Origin of the sequence: Natronolimnobius sp. AArcel1 (genome assembly GCF_011043775.1) — an archaeon.
Taxonomy (GTDB): domain Archaea; phylum Halobacteriota; class Halobacteria; order Halobacteriales; family Natrialbaceae; genus Natronolimnobius.
Window position 1 is genome coordinate 348,636 of sequence record NZ_JAAKXY010000002.1, and the last position, 19,075, is coordinate 367,710.

General features: G+C 58.1%; 14 protein-coding genes. 9 read left to right on the plus strand and 5 right to left on the minus strand.

Annotated elements, in window-relative coordinates:
* Positions 1-16: 16 nt before the first annotated feature.
* The 3 genes from ligA to G6M89_RS05880 form a co-directional block, all read right to left on the minus strand.
* Positions 17-2,098, minus strand: coding sequence for an NAD-dependent DNA ligase LigA (gene ligA / locus G6M89_RS05870; protein ID WP_165160870.1), 2,082 nt, complete (start codon positions 2,096-2,098; stop codon positions 17-19).
* A gap of 277 nt (positions 2,099-2,375) precedes the next feature.
* Positions 2,376-4,001 carry a TrkA family potassium uptake protein gene (locus tag G6M89_RS05875; protein ID WP_165160871.1) on the minus strand — a complete coding sequence of 542 codons (1,626 nt, stop codon included), beginning with the start codon at positions 3,999-4,001 and terminating at the stop codon, positions 2,376-2,378.
* Between the two features lie 215 nt (positions 4,002-4,216).
* Positions 4,217-4,597, minus strand: a complete 381-nt coding sequence (locus G6M89_RS05880) for a 2Fe-2S iron-sulfur cluster-binding protein (protein WP_165160872.1) — start codon at positions 4,595-4,597, stop codon at positions 4,217-4,219.
* Positions 4,598-4,771: 174 nt separating this feature from the next.
* Here G6M89_RS05880 and rio1 point away from each other — a divergent pair, with 174 nt between their 5' ends.
* The 7 genes from rio1 to thsA all read left to right on the plus strand — a co-directional run bounded on the left by rio1 (position 4,772) and on the right by thsA (position 11,847).
* Positions 4,772-5,638, plus strand: a complete 867-nt coding sequence (rio1, locus tag G6M89_RS05885; RefSeq protein WP_165160873.1) for a serine/threonine-protein kinase Rio1 — start codon at positions 4,772-4,774, stop codon at positions 5,636-5,638.
* A 2-nt stretch (positions 5,639-5,640) separates the two neighbouring features.
* Positions 5,641-6,492, plus strand: a complete 852-nt coding sequence (locus tag G6M89_RS05890; RefSeq protein WP_165160874.1) for an RNA ligase family protein — start codon at positions 5,641-5,643, stop codon at positions 6,490-6,492.
* A gap of 225 nt (positions 6,493-6,717) precedes the next feature.
* A complete protein-coding gene (locus G6M89_RS05895; RefSeq protein ID WP_165160875.1) occupies positions 6,718-7,953 on the plus strand; it encodes a tryptophan--tRNA ligase in 1,236 nt (411 codons plus the stop codon).
* A 55-nt stretch (positions 7,954-8,008) separates the two neighbouring features.
* Positions 8,009-8,512 carry a metallophosphoesterase gene (locus G6M89_RS05900; protein ID WP_165160876.1) on the plus strand — a complete coding sequence of 168 codons (504 nt, stop codon included), beginning with the start codon at positions 8,009-8,011 and terminating at the stop codon, positions 8,510-8,512.
* A gap of 201 nt (positions 8,513-8,713) precedes the next feature.
* Positions 8,714-9,286 carry a hypothetical protein gene (locus G6M89_RS05905; RefSeq protein WP_165160877.1) on the plus strand — a complete coding sequence of 191 codons (573 nt, stop codon included), beginning with the start codon at positions 8,714-8,716 and terminating at the stop codon, positions 9,284-9,286.
* A 118-nt stretch (positions 9,287-9,404) separates the two neighbouring features.
* On the plus strand, positions 9,405-9,971 hold the full coding sequence (locus G6M89_RS05910; protein WP_165160878.1) for a pre-rRNA-processing protein PNO1: 567 nt from the start codon (positions 9,405-9,407) through the stop codon (positions 9,969-9,971).
* A 217-nt stretch (positions 9,972-10,188) separates the two neighbouring features.
* The gene (gene thsA, locus G6M89_RS05915; RefSeq protein ID WP_165161306.1) at positions 10,189-11,847 is read left to right on the plus strand and encodes a thermosome subunit alpha; all 1,659 of its coding nucleotides are present in this window, start codon (positions 10,189-10,191) and stop codon (positions 11,845-11,847) included.
* Between the two features lie 138 nt (positions 11,848-11,985).
* Here the strand turns inward: thsA and G6M89_RS05920 are convergent, their stop codons facing one another.
* Positions 11,986-12,969 carry an asparaginase gene (locus G6M89_RS05920; protein WP_165160879.1) on the minus strand — a complete coding sequence of 328 codons (984 nt, stop codon included), beginning with the start codon at positions 12,967-12,969 and terminating at the stop codon, positions 11,986-11,988.
* 98 nt (positions 12,970-13,067) lie between these two features.
* Between G6M89_RS05920 and G6M89_RS05925 the strand changes: the two genes are divergently transcribed.
* Positions 13,068-13,745, plus strand: a complete 678-nt coding sequence (locus G6M89_RS05925) for a DUF502 domain-containing protein (protein ID WP_165160880.1) — start codon at positions 13,068-13,070, stop codon at positions 13,743-13,745.
* Positions 13,746-14,034: 289 nt separating this feature from the next.
* Positions 14,035-18,063: an LAGLIDADG family homing endonuclease gene (locus tag G6M89_RS05930; RefSeq protein ID WP_165160881.1), complete on the plus strand. Its 4,029-nt coding sequence runs from the start codon at positions 14,035-14,037 to the stop codon at positions 18,061-18,063.
* Positions 18,064-18,130: 67 nt separating this feature from the next.
* On the opposite strand, the gene G6M89_RS05935 is transcribed toward G6M89_RS05930, so the two are convergent.
* Complete coding sequence (locus tag G6M89_RS05935) at positions 18,131-19,036, minus strand: transcription initiation factor IIB family protein (protein WP_165160882.1); 906 nt, start codon at positions 19,034-19,036, stop codon at positions 18,131-18,133.
* Positions 19,037-19,075: the final 39 nt, after the last annotated feature.

The window sequence follows — 19,075 nt, forward strand, 5'->3', positions numbered from 1 at the left end:
ACGGAACCGTTCTTTGCTACTCGAGTTCGATCCCCTCTTCTCCTAACAACTCCCAAAACTCGTCTTCGTCGATAATCGGGACGTCGTTATCGTCGGCATCATCGCGTTTCGACTGGCCTGGATTCGCGCCGACCACGAGGTAGTCCGTGTTGCCTGAGACACTGCCCGTCGCGTTCGCGCCGTGGGCCTCGATCGTCTCTTGGGCCTCACTGCGAGTCACGTCCTCGAGCGAGCCCGTAAAGACGAACGTCAGCCCCTCGAGTTCGTCGCCGCCCGCGTCCATCTCAGTCTTTTGGGGTGAGACGTGCTCGAGGATGTCGTCGACGGCCGCTGCGTTGGCCTCGCTCGTGAAAAAGTCGTGAATCTGCTGGGCGACGGTTTCGCCGACGTCGTCGACGCCCTCGAGTGATTCAGGCTCGGTTTCGGCGACCTCGCGAACCGCCTCGAAGGAGCCGAATTCGCGAGCGAGTTCGCGGGCCGTCGCGGGACCGACGTGGGGAATGCCAAGTGCCGAGAGGAAGTCCGGCAGCGGCGGGTCACGAGCATCCTCGAGTTCGCTCGCGAGGTTGTCGGCGCTCGTCTCGCCCCAGCCCTCGAGTGCGGTGAGTGCCTCCCGCTCGAGGTCGTAGAGGTCTGCGACCGACTCGAGCAGGCCGGCATCGACGAGTTGGCGGACGCTTTTCTCGCCCAGTCCCTCGAGATCGAGGCCGCCGTCGCTCGCGTAATACTCGATTGACCGTCGCAGTTGGGCGTCACAAGCCAGTCCGCCGGTACAGAACGCCATCGGCCCGTCGCGTTCGATGGCGCTGTCACAGACGGGGCAGTGCTCGGGAAGTTCGTAATGGCCCTCGCTGCCTTTTTCGACGACCTCCTCGACGTAGGGAATTACGTCGCCCGCGCGCTGGACGCGGACCGTATCGCCGACGTTGACGTTCTTTTCGGCGATCTCCTCGGGGTTGTGGAGACTCGCTCTCGAGACCGTGACGCCGCCGACATCGACCGGCTCGAGCAGGGCGACCGGTGTGACGCGACCCGTGCGGCCGATCTGGACGGCCACGTCTGCGATTGGAGTCACTTCGGCGCGAGCGGGGAACTTGTAGGCGAACGCGTAGCGGTCGTGGCGTGCGGTTCGACCCAGTTCCTCGCGGGCCGCGCGGTCGTCGACTTTGATGACCGTGCCGTCGATTTCGTAGTTCAGGTCATCGCGCAGTTCGAGCATGCGGTCGCGGTAGTCAATCGCATCTTCAATTTCGTCTGCGTCCTCGATGTAATCAGTCACCCGCAGCCCCCACTCGGGGAATCGCTCGAGTTCGGCGCTGTGGCTCTCTTCTAAGTCGCTCGCCTCGAGCACGTCGAAATAAAAGACCTCGAGTGGGCGGTCGGCGACGACGGCGGGGTCGAGTTGGCGGATCGTTCCGGCGGTCGCGTTCCGGGGGTTCGCAAAGGGTTCCTCGCCGCGTTCGATGCGCTCGCGGTTGTACGCCTGGAAGGCGTCTTTGGGCATGTAGACCTCGCCACGGACCGCGAGGAACTCGGGGTAGTCGCCGTGCAATTTCTGCGGGACGGAGCCAATGGTGCGGGCGTTCTGTGTCACGTCGTCACCCTCACGGCCATCGCCGCGGGTGACCGCGCGCTTGAGGGAGCCGTCCTCGTAGACGAACTCCATCGAGACGCCGTCGAATTTGGGTTCACAGACGTACTGCACCTCGCCGACTTCTCGGCGCACGCGCTCATCGAACTCTCGGACGTCCGCGGCCTCGCCGCTCTGATCAATTGAGAGCATCGGCGCGACGTGCTCGACGGTGTCGAACGCCTCGAGTGGCTCGCCCCCGACGCTTCGGGTTGGGCTATCCGGATGGGAAAGATCGAAGGCGTCCTCGAGTTCCTGCAGGCGGGCAAAGAGTGCGTCGTAGGCTCGATCCGCGATGAGCGGGTCGCTTTCGACGTAGTACCGGCGGTCGTGTTCGCAGATAGCAGCCCGAAGCAGGTCGACCTGCTCGCGGGCCGCCTCGTCAGCGAGTTCGGTGACCGGGTCGAAGTCAGTCGGCGGATCTCGCAGGTACGGATTCTCGTCCGCGTTTTCGTCGGCGAGAGACATTCGTTGCTCGAGGATTTCGCTGCCGGCTGGTTAACCTTACTGTCGTCGGCTGGCCTGGCTTGTGGTGGTCTCCCGGCATCCGTTTACAGACACAATACCACGGGCCGCTAGGACATGGGGGAGTCAACTGCTGCGCTCGCCACTGTCGGACGTCGATTCTGCGGTAGACAGACGAGGGGTCCAAACAGTGAAACGAGCAAGAGAAACACCGCCAGGAGTCAATGAACGAGTAATTCTCTCAATATTGAGGAATGTAGGCATGACGATTTCTGTACACTCACACAGAGATAAACGCTGCAAGTCGTTCGATTGCTTCCTCACTCCCTCCTACAATGAGAATATCTCCTTGTTGGACGACAACATCTGAATCAAGGTTTGTTAATAATTCCTCACCTCGCTCAATAGCGATTACTGTACATCCTGTCTTCGCTCGTAGGTCTATGTCACTGAGACTTTTCCCAGTGAGCGGCGGGGCCTCTGTTCGGACAAAATCAAACTCGTCCTGTGGAGTGATAATTTCAATTTCATCGATTAAATATGAGGCGAGAATTTCACCGGTGATCGTTGGAAGCGATAAGACGTAGTCGGCACCGGCATTGTATAATTTCCAGACGGTACCTGGATCATCTGCGCGAGCAATGATCTCGATGTCTGGATCTAATTGTTTAATGACCAATGCCGCGAAGATGGTTGTCGTATCGTCATCAAGTGACAGTACGATTGTTTCAGCAGTATCAAGGTCAACAGCAGAATACGTTTGTGGATTAGTCGCATCACCAACAACGTCAACGCCGTCTCGATCGTTATAGTCCATTACGCTTACCGTGATTCCTTCTTCTCGGAGAGTTTCGGTAACTGACCACCCCACTGTACCATATCCACAGACAATGACGTGTGATGGGTGGTGATGTGTTGGAATCGAACGAGCAGTCACCTGTTCGAAATCTTCATGTTCACCCAAAACGAGGAAAATCGTATTTTCCTCGAGGACTGTATCTGGGTCGGGTGAGACAACAAATTTGCCACCGAGCCACACGCCGACAATCGTCATGTCTCCGCCACCGAAGATATTTGCCTCTCTGATCGTCTGTCCGATGAAATCGCTTTCCTCTTCGATCAGCAGTTCCGTTATCTCGTGAGAATTCTCGACGTGGATTACACTGCGAAGTTGCTCAGCAAACGAAGTCATGGCTCGCATTCCAAACGCTTCACCGAGTTGCTGGCGGGCAAGGACGACTTCGTCAGCACCAGAATACCGGTGATAGGATGCATTGTTGTAATCCCGAACGACGCTAACGATTTTCAGCGAGGAGTTCACACGAAGTGCCGAAAGGATTACCGTTGGGTTTGCTTCGTCACTTACATCTGCAACGAGTGAGCGAGCAGCAGAGACGTTCGCTGCACGAAGTGTTTCGATCTCTTCTGGATCACCATAGATGGCGTTGATACCGTCGTTCGTAAGTTCCGTCACCAGGTCTGGATCCTGTTCAACGAAGAGATAAGGGATCCCGACTTCACCGAGTTCCTTTCGTAAGACATCATCTCGAGCGGAATGGCCACAGATGATGACGTGATCGGTCAGGTCGCTCGTCGTTGGTGGGCCAGATTCAAGCGCTTGTCGGATAAGTGGGAGAGCAAACAGTGGGAGTCCAAGAAAGACAAGCAGAACACCAGAGATGTTCATCCCTATCACCATGAGATTCAGCACTGCGCTTTCCCACGGTGCATGACCGCCGAATCCGGCAGTAGTGAGTGATTCAATAACGACCTGGATAGCCTCGTAGAACGGAACCTCTTGGCCCTCAAACGTGGCCATCGCCCATTGATAGAGCGTCGAATACGTGACGACGATAGCAGAGATTACAAAGAGTGCAACCGCACTTCGGCGTCGCCAACCTTCCATGCCTACTCAATACCAAAGAAAGGTCAATAGAACTTTCGAAAACGAACTATAACACCATATTACTAACAGATACCGAATTGTAGCAGGAAGTTTGATATTTTGTTGGCCAGATGAACCGCAGTATTCTTCCACTGATCCATGTGATCATGGTATTGGATTACTCTATATAACTGCAGAAGCTATGTTGACACTGACCGACGACTATCCACTCTCGATTAACTCCACGGACTATCGCCGACTTCCGACCGAACCATCGGCCCGACCCGAACGCGACAATCTGTCTGTGGCATAGCGATGCATAAGAGAACGTAGCCAGCGCCGCGTTCGCGCTCCGTCAGGGCTGCGGGTCGGCGTCGGTAATCGAATGCTGCTGCCGCGTCGGCGGATTCGGAGTCATCGTCGCCGCGCTCGTTCTCATCGCCATCCTCGAGTCCAACTACCTGCCCGACACACGTGATACACGTCCCTTTCCGACAGTCTGCAGGCAATCGCACACCCTCGCGACCGGCGGCCTCGAGCACCGACTCTCGAGGCGAGACCGAGATCGGTTCGCTGCGGCCGTCCGGCCACTCGAGGGTGAGCTCGTGCTCGGTCATTGGTCGCCTCCGAGTGCGAGACGCTCGAGGTGGGTGTCCATAGCACCACTTTGGAAGCGGGAGGCAAAAGCCTGAAGGTGGCGATTGCAGCCGTCATAGCTGTCGGTAGCGAGAGGATGCGTTCGAGCGCCAGATACCCAGTCTTTACCCGCACCCACCCCGTACGTGCAGAGAATGGGAGAGGGACAATTCGGACTGGTCGATCTCGAGGAGGTCGACACGCCAGGCGACGAATGGGAAGAGATCGACGTTTCAGAAACCGAAGCGGACAGGATCGCCCGCAAGCGCGACCGCAAGTTCGAGCAGTTCGAGGAGCGGATCAAAGACGCCGATCAGTTCAAAGTTGAACAATCGGTGTTCGACGACGCGACACTGGCGGCGCTGTATAAACTCGTCCAAGATGGCTACGTCGAGGCCTTCGGCGGGCCGCTCTCGACAGGCAAAGAGGCGAACGTCTACCACGCACAGGGCGACGACCGCGAGGTCGCCGTCAAAGTGTACCGGATCAACGCCTCGAACTTCCGTCAGATGCGCGACTATCTCGAGGGCGACCCACGATTCGAGGGTCTTGGCGGCAAAAAGAAAGACGTCGTCCTCGCCTGGACGAGAAAAGAACTAGCAAATCTCCGACGCGCTCAGAACGCAGGCGTCCGCGTTCCGGAGCCACTCGCCGCCGAGCGCAACGTCCTCGTCATGGAGTACATCGGCAACGAGGAGGGTCGTGCAAAGCGCCTCGGTGAGGTCCACATCGAGAATCCCGAAACTGCCTACGAGGTCATGCGCGAGTACATGCGCCGACTCTACTCCGCGGGCATCATCCACGGCGACCTGAGCGAGTACAACGTCGTCTTCGACGACGGCCAACTCGTCATCATCGACGTCGGCCAAGCCGTCACCGTCCACCACCCCAACAGCCGCGACTTCCTCGAGCGCGATTGTGAGAACGTCGCGAGTTTCTTCTCGCGGCAGGGCCTCGAGACCGATCCCGACGAACTGCTCGAGTTCGTCACGAGTCCGGAGCCTGATCCCTCTCGAGACTGACGATGAAGGAGTATCCGACCATTCCATCGGTCGAGGCCGCTCCAGACGGGCTCGTCGACGACGGACACCTGTGGCTGCTCGAGAAGATCGACGGCGTACACCTTCGATTTCAACTCCAGCAGTCAGGGCTTATCCGGTTCGGTGATCGACACAGTGTCTACGACGATGCCGACGATGTGCCCGATCCCTCCCAGCACGCCGTTCGATACGTCCGGGAACACCTCGACCGCGAGGCGCTCCGGAACGCAGTCGACGACGTCGAGGACGTCGTCTTCTTTGGCGAGGTGACCAGCTACCAGACGATCGATTACGAGTGGGATCGTATCCCGTCGTTTCTCGGGTTCGACATCTGGTCGGCCGACACGGAAACATTCCGCCCGCCGGACGCAGTGCATGCGATTTTCGACGGGATTGGACTCGAGTCGGTGACCGTCTTCGAACGGGAACGGCGCGCACGGGATTTCGACCCTGAGTCGTACACGATCCCGCAGTCGGAGTGGAACGATGGACCAGCCGAAGGCGTCGTGATCCGGGACAAACGAGGCCAGCGTGCGAAACTTCTTCATCCCGATGCCGGAGACGCTGACACACCGACGCCAGTCGATGCACCCGCTGAGAAGTTGGCGGCGCAGTACGCGACCCGGGAACGACTCGAGCGCCTTGCAACGCAACTCGAGGACAACGGTCGACCAGTGACGTTTGAGACGCACTACGAGCGCGTTCTCGAGGACATCCTTCGGGAGGCTCATGGACGGCTGTCCCACGGCGAGAGCACCCTCGAGATGAGCGAGTTTCGCGCCGAGGTCGGCGCACTCACGCGAGCGTTTCTCGACGACCGAACAGCCGGCTCCTAACAGCGCTCGAGCAGGGGCAAAACACTCTTTATTGGTCCGAACTGATACCGACTTGATGACGGCCGCTCTCGAGTGGCAGTGGCGCTGGCCCCCATCCTCGAGAGCGGATAGTATCGTTGCGGCGGGCGACGCGGCCTAACCCGTCACCGCGGCGACGGCTGCTCCCTCCGTTCGTTTTCTGCCGTATTGTGCGCCAGCCACTGCAGCCCCAGTCACTCGAGACGAATGTCTGAGAACCCACCCCACGACGACGAATCGAATTCGAACCAACATGTCGATACCGCGAACGGAAACTCGAGCGACGATGACGACTTCATCGTCACGCCCTACTCCGTTTCCGGCGAGGTCGACTACGAGAAACTGCTCGAGCGCTTCGGTGCCGATCCCCTTACGGACAGCCAGATCGAGCGCTTTCCCGACCACCCAATGCTCCGTCGGCGGACGTTCTACGCCGGCCGAGACATAGATCGGTATCTCGAGGCTTCTGAATCCGGCGAGTCACACGCACTCGTGACCGGCCGCGGTCCCTCGGGGCCGATGCACTTGGGCCACGTCCTGCCGCTATATCTCGCGAAGTGCTTCCAGCGAGAGACGGGTGCGACGGTCTACATCCCACTCTCGGACGACGAGAAGCTCCTCGCAAAGGAGCAGTCGTTCGACTCCATCGGCGAGCACACGCGCGACAACCTCCGCGATATCCTCGCGGTCGGGTTCGACCCGGAGCGAACGCGAATCGTGGTCGACACTGCCGACGCAGATGTGATCTACCCGATTGCGGTTCGCCTCGCGAAGCACCTCACGCCCGCAACTGTCGAAGCAGTCTACGGCGAGCAAGGCACTGTCGGCTTGCAGTTCTATCCTGCCGTGCAGGCAACGCACCTCCTGCTCCCGCAGCTTGTGGCTGGCCGACAGCCGACGCTCGTTCCCATCGCCATCGATCAGGACCCCCACGTTCGCGTCTGTCGCGACGTGGCCGCCAAGGAGGCGCTGCCCGTCGACAAACCCGGCGCGTTGCTTGGACGCTTTCTCCCGAGTCTCGAGGGGCCGGGGAAGATGAGCGCCTCCGACGAGGCGGCGTCGATTGACCTGACTGACGATCCTGACACCGTTGCCGAGACGATCCGCACGCACGCCTACACGGGCGGACAGGCGTCGCTTGAGGCCCACCGCGAGCAGGGTGGCGACCCGAGCGTCGACGTGCCGTTCCAGTACCTGCGATTCTTCTTCGAGGCGGATGACGAGGAACTCGAGCGCATTGCAGAACAGTATCGCTCGGGCAACCTCCTGAGCGGCGAGTTGAAAGAGATTGCAATCGAGCGGATCACGGACTTTCTGGGGGCACATCAGCGCCGCCGGGCAGAACTGGGCGACCTCGAGGACGAACTCGAGCCCTATCGACTCACTGACGAGGAGTGCAGACAGGCACTCGAGCGTGCTGGCGTTCCGCCGTCGCCGTTCTGACTCGCTGAGTCTCACCGTCCGAACGAATTAGTAGCTCGCCCGCGGGCGTTGACGTATGAACATCGGGATCATTGCCGATACGCACGACAACGTCGAGGCGGCCGAGCGAGCGGCCGAGATCTTCACCGAAGCGGGCGTCGAGATCGTCATCCACTGCGGCGATTTCGTCGCCCCGCCGCTGCTTTCTACTCTCGAGGGCTTCGAGGTCCACGGTGTCCTCGGAAACAACGACGGCGAGATTTCGGGGCTCGAGGCGGCGTTCGACGCTTTGGGGAACGAAAGCGAACTCCACGGCCGATTTGCCACACTCGAGTTCGACGGCCTCTCCTTTGCGGTGTTACACGGCGAGTCAAAGAGCGAAGTCGACGCGCTTGCGGCTGCGGAAACGTACGATTTCGTCTGCTATGGGCATCATCACGAGCGCGAGGTGACGGAAACGGGGCGAACGACGATCGTCAATCCCGGCGGACACTTCCCGACGATTCCGCCAGAGCACCGGACGGTTGCACTCGTCGACACGCTCGAGGCGTCAGTTCGATTCCGGTCGGTCCTCGAGTAATGGTCGATATATTATATTGGGATTAAAAGCAACTATGTATACTGTTAATGTAACTATCAGATGGTAGCTAATATCCTTTGTATTTAGCTATTGTGGCCAATAATCGCCTTTTTGAGCTGGTCTAGCTGAACTCTATCGACTACTTACGTAAGCGCTCGAGATTGTATAGCTTTTAGTCATATGAGTTTTAATGGAGAGACGATGTCTGAACACGACGGCCAATCGGAAGGGGCAACGTCAACAGAATCCGTCGCCGATGGCGGAGTGGCACAGGAGTCCCAACAGCCAGTTACAGAGACACCTGATGAAAGCGTCACCGACATAATCAACAAGGAATCAACGAAGACGCAGTTGATGGTTATCGTCGGTGTGTTCGCCGGTGTTGGGATCGGTATGGGCATAACTGGCTATTTCACCTTCGATATGTTCGCCAGTGGGGAGGAAGGAGTCGATGCAATGACGGGAGCGATAATCGGTATTGCTGCGTTCATGGGTGTTGCAATCGCGACGCCGATTCTCGGTGCCTTACTGGCTGTTCGAGCGTCGAGTGTTCTCCAGTCTGAGCCAGATAACCAAGTGTTTGCGACCGTCGGTGCCGGCGCTTTCGTTGGTCACGTCCTCGCATTTATTCTCGCGTCGTTCATTATCACTCAACAGTTGGGTGAGGGAAGCGGCTTCGAGTTTGGCGAAATGATTGTTGATACAGTACTGGCTGCTGTCGGTGCTGCACTTGCAAGCGTCGTTGCAGTCTACCTCGTTCGGAACCAAGAGTAATCGAGTCGATCGAACGAGAAGTTCGAAGACACTCGTTCTACGTCTGTTTTTTCGAGCGAAAACAACAGTCTGTCGTGAGGACCAAGGTCTTAACCCCTCCCAGCCAGTAGCGTCTTCTATGCAACACGTGAAGATTCCGCAGGACCGGATTGGGGTTCTTATCGGCCAAGGCGGTGAGACGATGCGCGAAATCGAAGCCGAAGCGGAGGTGCGACTCGATATCGACTCGGAGAACGGCTCCGTTGCCGTCGAAACCGTCGGCGATCCCGTTCTCGGCCTCAAAGGGCCAGAAATCGTCCAGGCGATTGGACGTGGCTTCGCCCCCGACGCGGCACTGCGACTGCTCGAGGACGAGATGATGATGTTCGACGTCGTCGACATCGACGCCGCCTCGAGAAACAAGAACGATCTGCAGCGACAGAAAGGTCGCCTCATCGGTGAGGACGGTCGAACGCGCGAACTGATGGAAGAACTCGCGGGTGCCGACATCGTCATCTACGGGACGACACTCGGGATTATTGGTACGCCGGAGCAGGTCGACGCCGCCCGAACGGCCGCCGAGATGCTGCTGGATGGTGCCCCACACGGCACCGTCTACTCATTCCTCGAGGAACGGCACAACGACATGAAACACCAGGGACTCAACTACCACCGCTTCCCTGGCTCGGGCTCCGAAGAGGCCTAAGCCACGAACTAACGCTGTTTTTGCGGTCTTTCGGGATGTCAAGAAGTGTAGTCGCTCTTTCATCGCACATCACACGGGAACTGAGTATAAATGCCACTGACAGGGCTTGGAGGGAACCCCCGTTCTACACTGTCGTCGTGGGATTTCTGACGCTCGGACTCAAAAGATTTATATAGAATCACAAACAATCCTTCGGCTGACTATGGCACAACAGCAGATGGGCAACCAGCCCCTCATCGTTCTCTCGGATGACAGTCAGCGGACATCCGGTAAAGATGCGCAGTCGATGAACATTCAGGCCGGAAAGGCCGTTGCCGAGTCCGTCCGAACCACGCTCGGACCCAAGGGGATGGACAAGATGCTCGTCGATTCGACGGGGAACGTCATCGTCACGAACGACGGTGTCACGCTCCTCTCGGAGATGGATATCGACCACCCTGCTGCAGACATGATCGTCGAAGTCGCCGAAACGCAGGAAGACGAAGTCGGCGACGGCACGACGAGCGCCGTCGTCATCTCCGGTGAACTCCTCAGTCAGGCCGAAGAGCTCCTCGAGCAGGATATCCACGCAACCACGCTCGCACAGGGATACCGACAGGCCGCCGAGGAAGCCACGGAAGCACTCGAGGAAATCGCCATCGACGTCGACGAAGACGATGACGAAATCCTCCACCAGATTGCCGCGACGGCGATGACTGGCAAGGGCGCAGAGAACGCTCGAGACCTGCTTTCGGATCTGGTCGTTCAGTCCGTCCAGACCGTCGCGGACGACGACGGCATCGACACGGACAACATCAAAGTCGAGAAAGTTGTCGGCGGCTCCATCGAGAACTCCGAACTCGTCGAAGGTGTCATCGTCGACAAGGAGCGCGTCTCCGAGAACATGCCGTACTTCGCCGAGGACGCCAACGTCGCCGTCGTCGACGGGGCCCTCGAGATTCAGGAGACCGAAATCGACGCCGAAGTTAACGTCACCGACCCAGACCAGCTCGAGCAGTTCCTCGAACAGGAAGAGGCACAGCTCAAGGAGATGGCCGAGCAGGTCGCAGACGCCGGTGCCGACGTACTGTTCGTCAGCAGCGGTATCGACGACATGGCCCAGCACTACCTCGCACAGGAAGGCATTCTCGCAGTCCGTCGCGTCAAATCCAGCGACGTCACGCAGCTGGCCCGTGCAACCGGCGCAACGCCAGTCACGTCCGTTGACGACCTGAGCGAGGAGAACCTCGGCTTCGCCGGCAGCGTCGCCCAGAAAGAAATCGCCGGCGACCAGCGCATCTTCGTCGAGGATGTCGAGGACGCACAGGCTGTCACGATGATCCTCCGCGGTGGCACCGAGCACGTCATCGACGAGGTCGACCGCGCAATCGAAGACTCGCTGGGCGTTGTCCGCACCACGCTCGAGGACGGCAAGGTCCTCGCCGGCGGCGGTGCCCCCGAAGTCGAACTCTCGCTTGCACTGCGTGACTACGCTGACTCCGTTGGCGGCCGCGAACAGCTCGCCGTCGAAGCCTTCGCCGACGCACTCGAGGTCATCCCACGCACGCTCGCCGAGAACGCCGGTCTCGATCCAATCGACTCGCTCGTCGAACTGCGCGCCGACCACGACGGCGGCAACGAGGCCGCAGGTCTCGACGCGTTCACCGGCGACACGATTGATATGTCCGAGGAAGGCGTCTACGAGCCGCTTCGCGTGAAGACCCAGGCAATCGAGTCCGCAACCGAAGCCGCAGTCATGCTGCTTCGCATCGACGACGTCATCGCAGCCGGCGACCTCGCCGTCCAAGACAACGACGACGAGGATGAGATGCCACCAGGCGGCGGTGGCATGGGCGGCATGGGCGGTATGGGTGGCGGCATGGGCGGCATGATGTAACTGGTCCGGCCAGCAACATACGCCCCACCGACACCGATTTGGCTGACTCGAGACGACAGGGGGTCGATCCACCTGTCGAAGCGATGTTTTGCCGTTTTTCCCGCCAGCGTGACTGCCCCTCGAGCCGTGGCTACCGACTTACTCAGCCGCGACACCGCGCTGGCGCTCGAACGCCGTCTGTACGTCGGGACCGTCGGCTGCCGACAGCGCCAGCATGAGTTTGATCCGCGCTTTCCAGGGCGGGAGATCGCCAGCCGGAATCGCGCCGTGATCGCGCAGCGTCTGGCCGCCGCCGGAGCCGCCGTATCGCGCGGCGACACCACCTTCGAAACAGCGCGTCGCAACGACGACAGGGATACCCGAATCAACGAGGTCACCAACTGCATCGCCGATTTCGGGCGTCGTGTTCCCGATGCCGCTCGCGGCCAACACGATTCCATCAACGTCATCCTCGCGAGCGCGCTCGAGTGCGCGACTATCGACACCTAACCCGGTGTTATGGATCTCGACTCGAGCAGTCGGTTCAACGGCCGGCAGCGAGACGGACTCGCTTTTTGGCTCGCGTGTGAGGGAGAGTCCATCAGCAGTCAGTTCCGCGACGGGGCCTGAATCAGGCGAGGCGTACGCGTTCGGCCGACTCGAGCGTGCTTTCGTCACCCACCGGGCGGCGTGGATCTGGTCGGCGAACGCGACGTACACACCGGAGTCGAAGCGGTCGTCGGCCGCCGTTTGAACGGCGGCGAGGAGGTTTGCCGGCCCATCCGCACCGGGTGCGTCGGCCGGTCGCTGTGCGCCGGTGAACACGACGGGAAGTGACTCCTCGAGCACCAGATCGAGATAGTATGCCGACTCTTCCATGGTGTCCGTGCCGTGGGTGATGACCACGCCATCGACGCCGTCGGCAGCCGCCTGCTCAACCCCCTCGAGCATTGAGCGAACGTTCGCCATCGAGAGATGAAAGCTCAGTTCGTCACAGACCGACTCGACGTCTATGGGTGCTAGTTCCTCGAGTTCGGGGACCGCCTCGACGAGGTCAGTTCCGCTTTTGCCGGGTGTCGCACCGCCTGGGCCTGCTGTCGATGCAATCGTCCCGCCGGTACTCAGCACGCGAACGTGTGGCATACGTCCTCTTCTCGATCCAGCTACTTCGAGTATCGCCTCGCTCGAGATGGGCCTGCAAGCCGAACGCCTTCCAGCGTCTCGGTGGTTATATCGTACGCATGGCGGGTGTTCGGAGCCAGCTCAAGCAGTGGTTGATAAACGGAGTCGCCATTACGATTCCGCTGGTCGTGACGCTGCTCGTCCTCATTGTCGTCGTCGACGTCGTGCTTGGTGTCCTTTCGCCGCTCATCGAGGGGATTATCTATCTCTGGCCGACCGACCCACCTCGAGTGGTCGTCCAGTCGGTGACGCTTGCCTCGCTCGTTGCCTTCTTCCTCGTCGTCGGGGCTGTTGCAGAGTATACGCCCGGTCGCTATCTCTCCCAGCGCGTCCACCGCGCGATGGAGACGATTCCCGGCATCCGAACCGTCTACGAGAGCGTCCGCCGCGCAGCGAACATGCTCGTCGACGACGACACCACCCAGTTCCAGGAAGTCAAACTCGTCGAATTCCCCCACGAGAACGCCTACATGCTCGGCTTTCTCACTGCCGATACGCCACCCCGAATCGAAGCTACCGTCTCGAACGGCTCGCTCGAGACCATCATGGTCCCGCTCGGGCCGAATCCGACGACCAACGGCTTCGTCATGCACGTCCCCCGCGAGAACATCCATGATATCGACATCACCGTTGAGGAAGCGATTCGCTCCATCGCAACGCTCGGCGTCGCGACCGACGATCTTACGGACTCGAGCGAGGATCCTTCAGAGACCACTATAAACGACAACAAACAATAGTTTCATCGGCGAATACCAAAATAAATTGGCCTCAGATACATAACCTATGCAGTGGAACATAGCAACTGGCCACGAAGACACCAACAGGGACAGCGTGCGGCGTGTGTGTTCCGTCGGTCGGAACAGGAGTTCAACTGGTGTTCGCTGTGGCCGGTGTCACTGCCGAGTACGCAGTCTATTCTCGCCAGTCGCGACTCGTTGAGCGCTGCCTGCCAGTCGTGATCGCCTGCGTTCAGTTTCAGCCTGCTTTGCGACCATTTATACGCCATGGCGACCCTATAACAGTGCAATGGCGCAAGCGGGAAATACAGAACTCGTCGACTCCTTCGAGCAGTTCTTCCGCAACTACTACGACAACGAGATCAAGCAGCTTGCGCAGCGATACCCCAACGAACAGCGGTCGCTCCACGTCGACTGGCAGGAACTCTATCGGTACGACCCGGATCTGGCCGATGACTTTCTGAACCAGCCAGAGCAACTCCAGCGCTACGCCGAAGAAGCGCTGCGACTGTACGACCTGCCAATCGACGTCAGCCTCGGACAGGCACACGTCCGCGTCCGAAACCTCCCCGACACGGAGTCACCCGAAATCCGGGAGATTCGCGCGCTGGACATGAACTCGCTCGTCGAAGTGCATGGCATCGTCCGGAAGGCAACTGACGTGCGCCCAAAAATCGAAGACGCCGCCTTCGAGTGCCAACTCTGTGGCACCCTCACTCGCGTCCCCCAATCCAGCGGGAACTTCCAGGAACCCCACGAGTGCCAGGGCTGTGAACGACAGGGCCCCTTCCAGGTCAACTTCGACCAATCCGAGTTCGTCGACTCCCAGAAACTGCGTATTCAGGAAAGCCCCGAAGGCCTGCGCGGCGGCGAAACCCCACAGGCCCTCGACGTCCACGTCGAAGACGACATCACAGGCGAAGTCACCCCCGGCGACCACGTCTCCGCCGCTGGTGTCCTCCGGCTCGAGCAACAGGGCAACGAACAGGACAAATCGCCCGTCTTCGACTTCTACATGGAAGGCATGTCCGTCGACATCGACGAAGAACAGTTCGAAGACATGGACATCACCGAGGAGGACAAACAGGAAATATACGAAATCTCCAATCAGGACGACGTCTACGAGCAGATGGTCGGCTCCATCGCACCATCGATCTACGGCTACGACCAAGAAAAACTCGCGATGATCCTCCAGTTGTTCTCGGGCGTTACAAAGCAGTTACCCGACGGCTCGAGGATTCGTGGGGACCTCCATATGCTTCTCATCGGTGATCCTGGTACCGGAAAGAGCCAGATGCTCGGCTATATCCAGAATATTGCACCACGATCCGTCTATACGTCCGGGAAGGGGTCGTCCTCGGCGGGACTTACCGCTGCGGCCGTGCGGGACGACTTTGGTGACGGCCAGCAGTGGACGCTCGAGGCCGGCGCGCTCGTTCTTGCTGATCAAGGGATCGCAGCAGTTGACGAGCTAGATAAGATGCGGTGTGTCACGGGAGACACACTATTTCATACTGGGAGTGGGATTAAACCAATACGAGAGTTCGCCCACGAAGCAGTAGTTGATGGGTCAGTCGAAGAACTCGAAACTGGGCGGACAATTCGGGACATCGATATGGATGTCTGGACGATGACCGAAGACGGACGCATCACCAAACGCGACGTATTGGCGGTGCATGAGTACGATGCGCCTGAGGAACTTCACGAAATCACACTAGAAAGTGGAGAACAACTGACTACAACCGCCGATCACCCATTCTTCGTTTTAGACGATGGAAAGCGGAAGGAACGACAGGCACAAGATCTGAACGACGATGACTGGATCTTCGTACCTAATACGATACCTACCGGGATTACGGACGGTGGAGCCAGTGTATTGCCTTCGAACGCAGGCGAAACAGACACAAACCAACTATCCCACTCCCACGGTGCAATTTTAGGATATATTGCCGGAGATGGTAACATTTTCTATGACCGAACCGAAGGTGTCTACGGATTCCGCTTTACGAACAAGGAAACAGAGTTGCTACGTGACTTCGAAGATGCGTGCACAAGCGCGTTTGACACACAAGCCGTTCGCCATCCAAGCGAACAGCGAGATGATGGTGTCGAAACAGTACGGGTCCATGGAAAACAATATGTTGATGAACTCCTTGAGTTGGGAGCGAATCTCGAGATCTATGATGGAAAACGACTCCCAGACGCAGTAACTAACTCATCACGGGAGACAAAAGCTGCCTTTATTCGGGCGCTTTCAGATTCAGAAGGGACAGTCGATGACCGTGCCGTCAAAATATACTCTTCAAGTTACGAGTTGCTGCTCGGAACAAAAATGCTGTTGCTCGAGTTCGGAATTTCCAGTCAGATTCAAACTCGAACTCGAGATGAAGGACGTAATCTGTACATACTTGCGATTACATCGAATCACTCACTCGATGCGTTCGAACGACACATCGGATTTACACTTGGTCGAAAGCAGCGCGCGTTAGAACACGCCTGCGAACGAACGACAGGAGATCGTACTATCATTGATGTACTCCCAGAATGTGGTGAACTCTTCGAACAAGCCCGCGGAGCTCTTCGTCTTCACCAGTCAGAATGTGGCCTTGAAAATGATTCGACCTACTGTAACTTCGAAAATGGAGATGCGAACGCATCACTGCGACTCTCAAAAACGATACTCAACGAATTCAAAGAACGGAAAGCAAAAGCAGACGTCCATTATGCTGAACTCAGCACGGAGACATCATGGGAACAACTTGCTGAACTTCGAGAGCGATACCACGTCTCTCAGCGAGAGTTAGCCACAGAAATGGCTGTCTCCCAGCAGCAACTCTCGAGTCGCTGGGGAACGGATTCTGATCTTCGAGAGCAGGTTCGACATCGGCTTCGTGAACTACTCGAAACACCAGCTTCAGTCGATCTTGACCCACTTCAAAAGCTAATTGAAGGCGACGTGAAGTGGCGACGGGTGGAAACCGTTCGACAGATCAATTCGCGAGAGCATACTGACACTAGGGTGCAGGTTCTCGAGCAACACCTCGCAGATACAATTGGCACGAAAACCGTTAATTCAGTCAGAGAGCAGGCACGATCACTGATTGAGAACGACAACCACACCGAAACGTGGAACGAACTCCGAGAGCAACTTGAACAGTATGGAATCTCGTTCCAGCAGGTCGCTTCGGAGATGAATGTCGCAGGCTCGACCGTCTCGCGGTGGTTCTCTGGAGCTGTCGACATCGGGAACTTTGAGACTGTCCAATCCGTCTGTGAGGAACTGCTCGAAACAAAGCGACGACAAATTACGGATCTTCTCGAGAAAATTGAACGACGTGACCAACCGCGGGTGTATGACCTCACGGTCGAAGGCACTCATAATTTCATCGCGAACGGTATGGTCGTTCACAACTCCGAAGATCGCAGTGCCATGCACGAAGCGCTCGAGCAACAGAAAATCTCGGTTTCGAAGGCAGGGATCAATGCCACGCTCAAATCGCGCTGTTCGCTGCTTGGGGCGGCAAACCCCAAATACGGCCGCTTCGACCACTACGAGCCGATTAGCGAGCAGATCGATCTCGAGCCAGCGCTTATCTCTCGTTTCGACCTGATCTTTACGGTGACAGACGACCCCGATGAGGAAAAAGACAAGAATCTGGCGGACCACATTCTGACAACGAACTACGCCGGTGAGTTGACCACCCAGCGCGAGCAGATGACGAATCTCGAGGTCAGCGAGGCCGAAATCGAGGAGATGACCGAGCAGGTCGATCCGGTCATCGATGCTGAACTCCTCCGAAAGTACATTGCATTCTCGAAGCAGAACTGCCACCCGCGGATGACCGAGGAAGCCCGCGAAGCCATTCGAGACTTCTACGTTGATCTTCGTTCGAAGGGAACCGACGAAGATGCGGCGGTGCCGGTGACAGCCCGTAAACTCGAGGCGCTGGTTCGGTTGTCGGAAGCCAGCGCTCGGGTTCGTCTTTCGGATACAGTCGAGTATCACGATGCCGAACGGGTGATCGAGATCGTCCACTCCTGTCTCCAAGATATCGGTGTCGACCCCGAAACGGGCGAGTTCGACGCGGATATCGTCGAAGCGGGGACCTCAAAGTCACAGCGCGACCGGATCAAGAACCTGAAACAGCTGATTAGCGATATCGAAGAGGAGTACGACGAGGGCGCGCCAGTCGATATCGTCCTCGAGCGCGCAGAAGAGGTTGGGATGGACCACTCGAAAGCCGAGCACGAAATTGACAAGCTCAAACAGAAAGGAGAGGTCTACGAGCCGAGTACGGACAATTTGCGGACGACATAAGCGGACGATTGGCAGTCAATACCGGTGCAACACGGGTCCGTCGTGGAACGTTGTGTATCGTCTCGAATTAGGCAGAAAGTGACTGTATCAGTTCGACTGTGGAGCGAATCGTTACTGGTGCAACATCGGCAACGTCGGCAACGGCTGCCTGCGTGAGCGAGGGCGCGTCGTCGCAGTCCTGGGCTGCTTTGTAGAGACACCCACCCGCGATACCGCTGGGATTGCGTCCGCTGACGCGTTCAGCATCGACTAAGGCGTTTGCATATCCGTGAGCACGTCGTTCGACAGTCGAACCCACATCGAGTTCCGAGGCATACCGGGGTAGATAATTGACTGGATTAATCGGTCCGGTCTCGAGTCCGAGTTCACGATTCAACGCGCTGTAGGCGGCGTTGAGTTCGCGTTCGTCAGCGTAGGCGATGGCCGTCACTTCGCCGATAGTCCGAGGATTCGAACGCGTTCGTGCGGTCGCGTAGACGGCAGCTGCGGCAAAGCCCTCGAGTGAGCGGCCCTGAAAGAGTCCGGCAGATTGTGCGGATTTAAACAGTGCACAGGCTTGGTCACGAACGTACGTTGGCAACGAGAGACGGGTTATGAGGCGTCGGATCTCGGAATTGCCAAACACCTGATTGCGTTCGGTTTTCGAGGAGACGCGTGCGCGATTGTGTTCGCGTCGTAGTCGAGCGATCTGTCGTCGTTTCCGTCCAGTGAGTCGTGTCTGATAGCTCGAGTTTGTGCTGTTGCCGTAGCCGATTTCGGTCGAGAGGCCGCGGTCGTGTCGTGATCGGGTAAGGGGGGCACCAGTTCGGCGACGATTGGACGACGAATCATCGAATGATCGCCACTCAGGGCCGCGATCAATTGCATCTTCGTCGGAAACAAGGCCGCAATTCTCACAGACAATTTCTGTATTCAACCGTCGTAGTCTACCATTGCATTCGGGGCAGTTCCCGTTCGAATCAGATTTGGACATACTAAATGTCTCTTAGTTAATGGTTGTTTTCCAACAGTA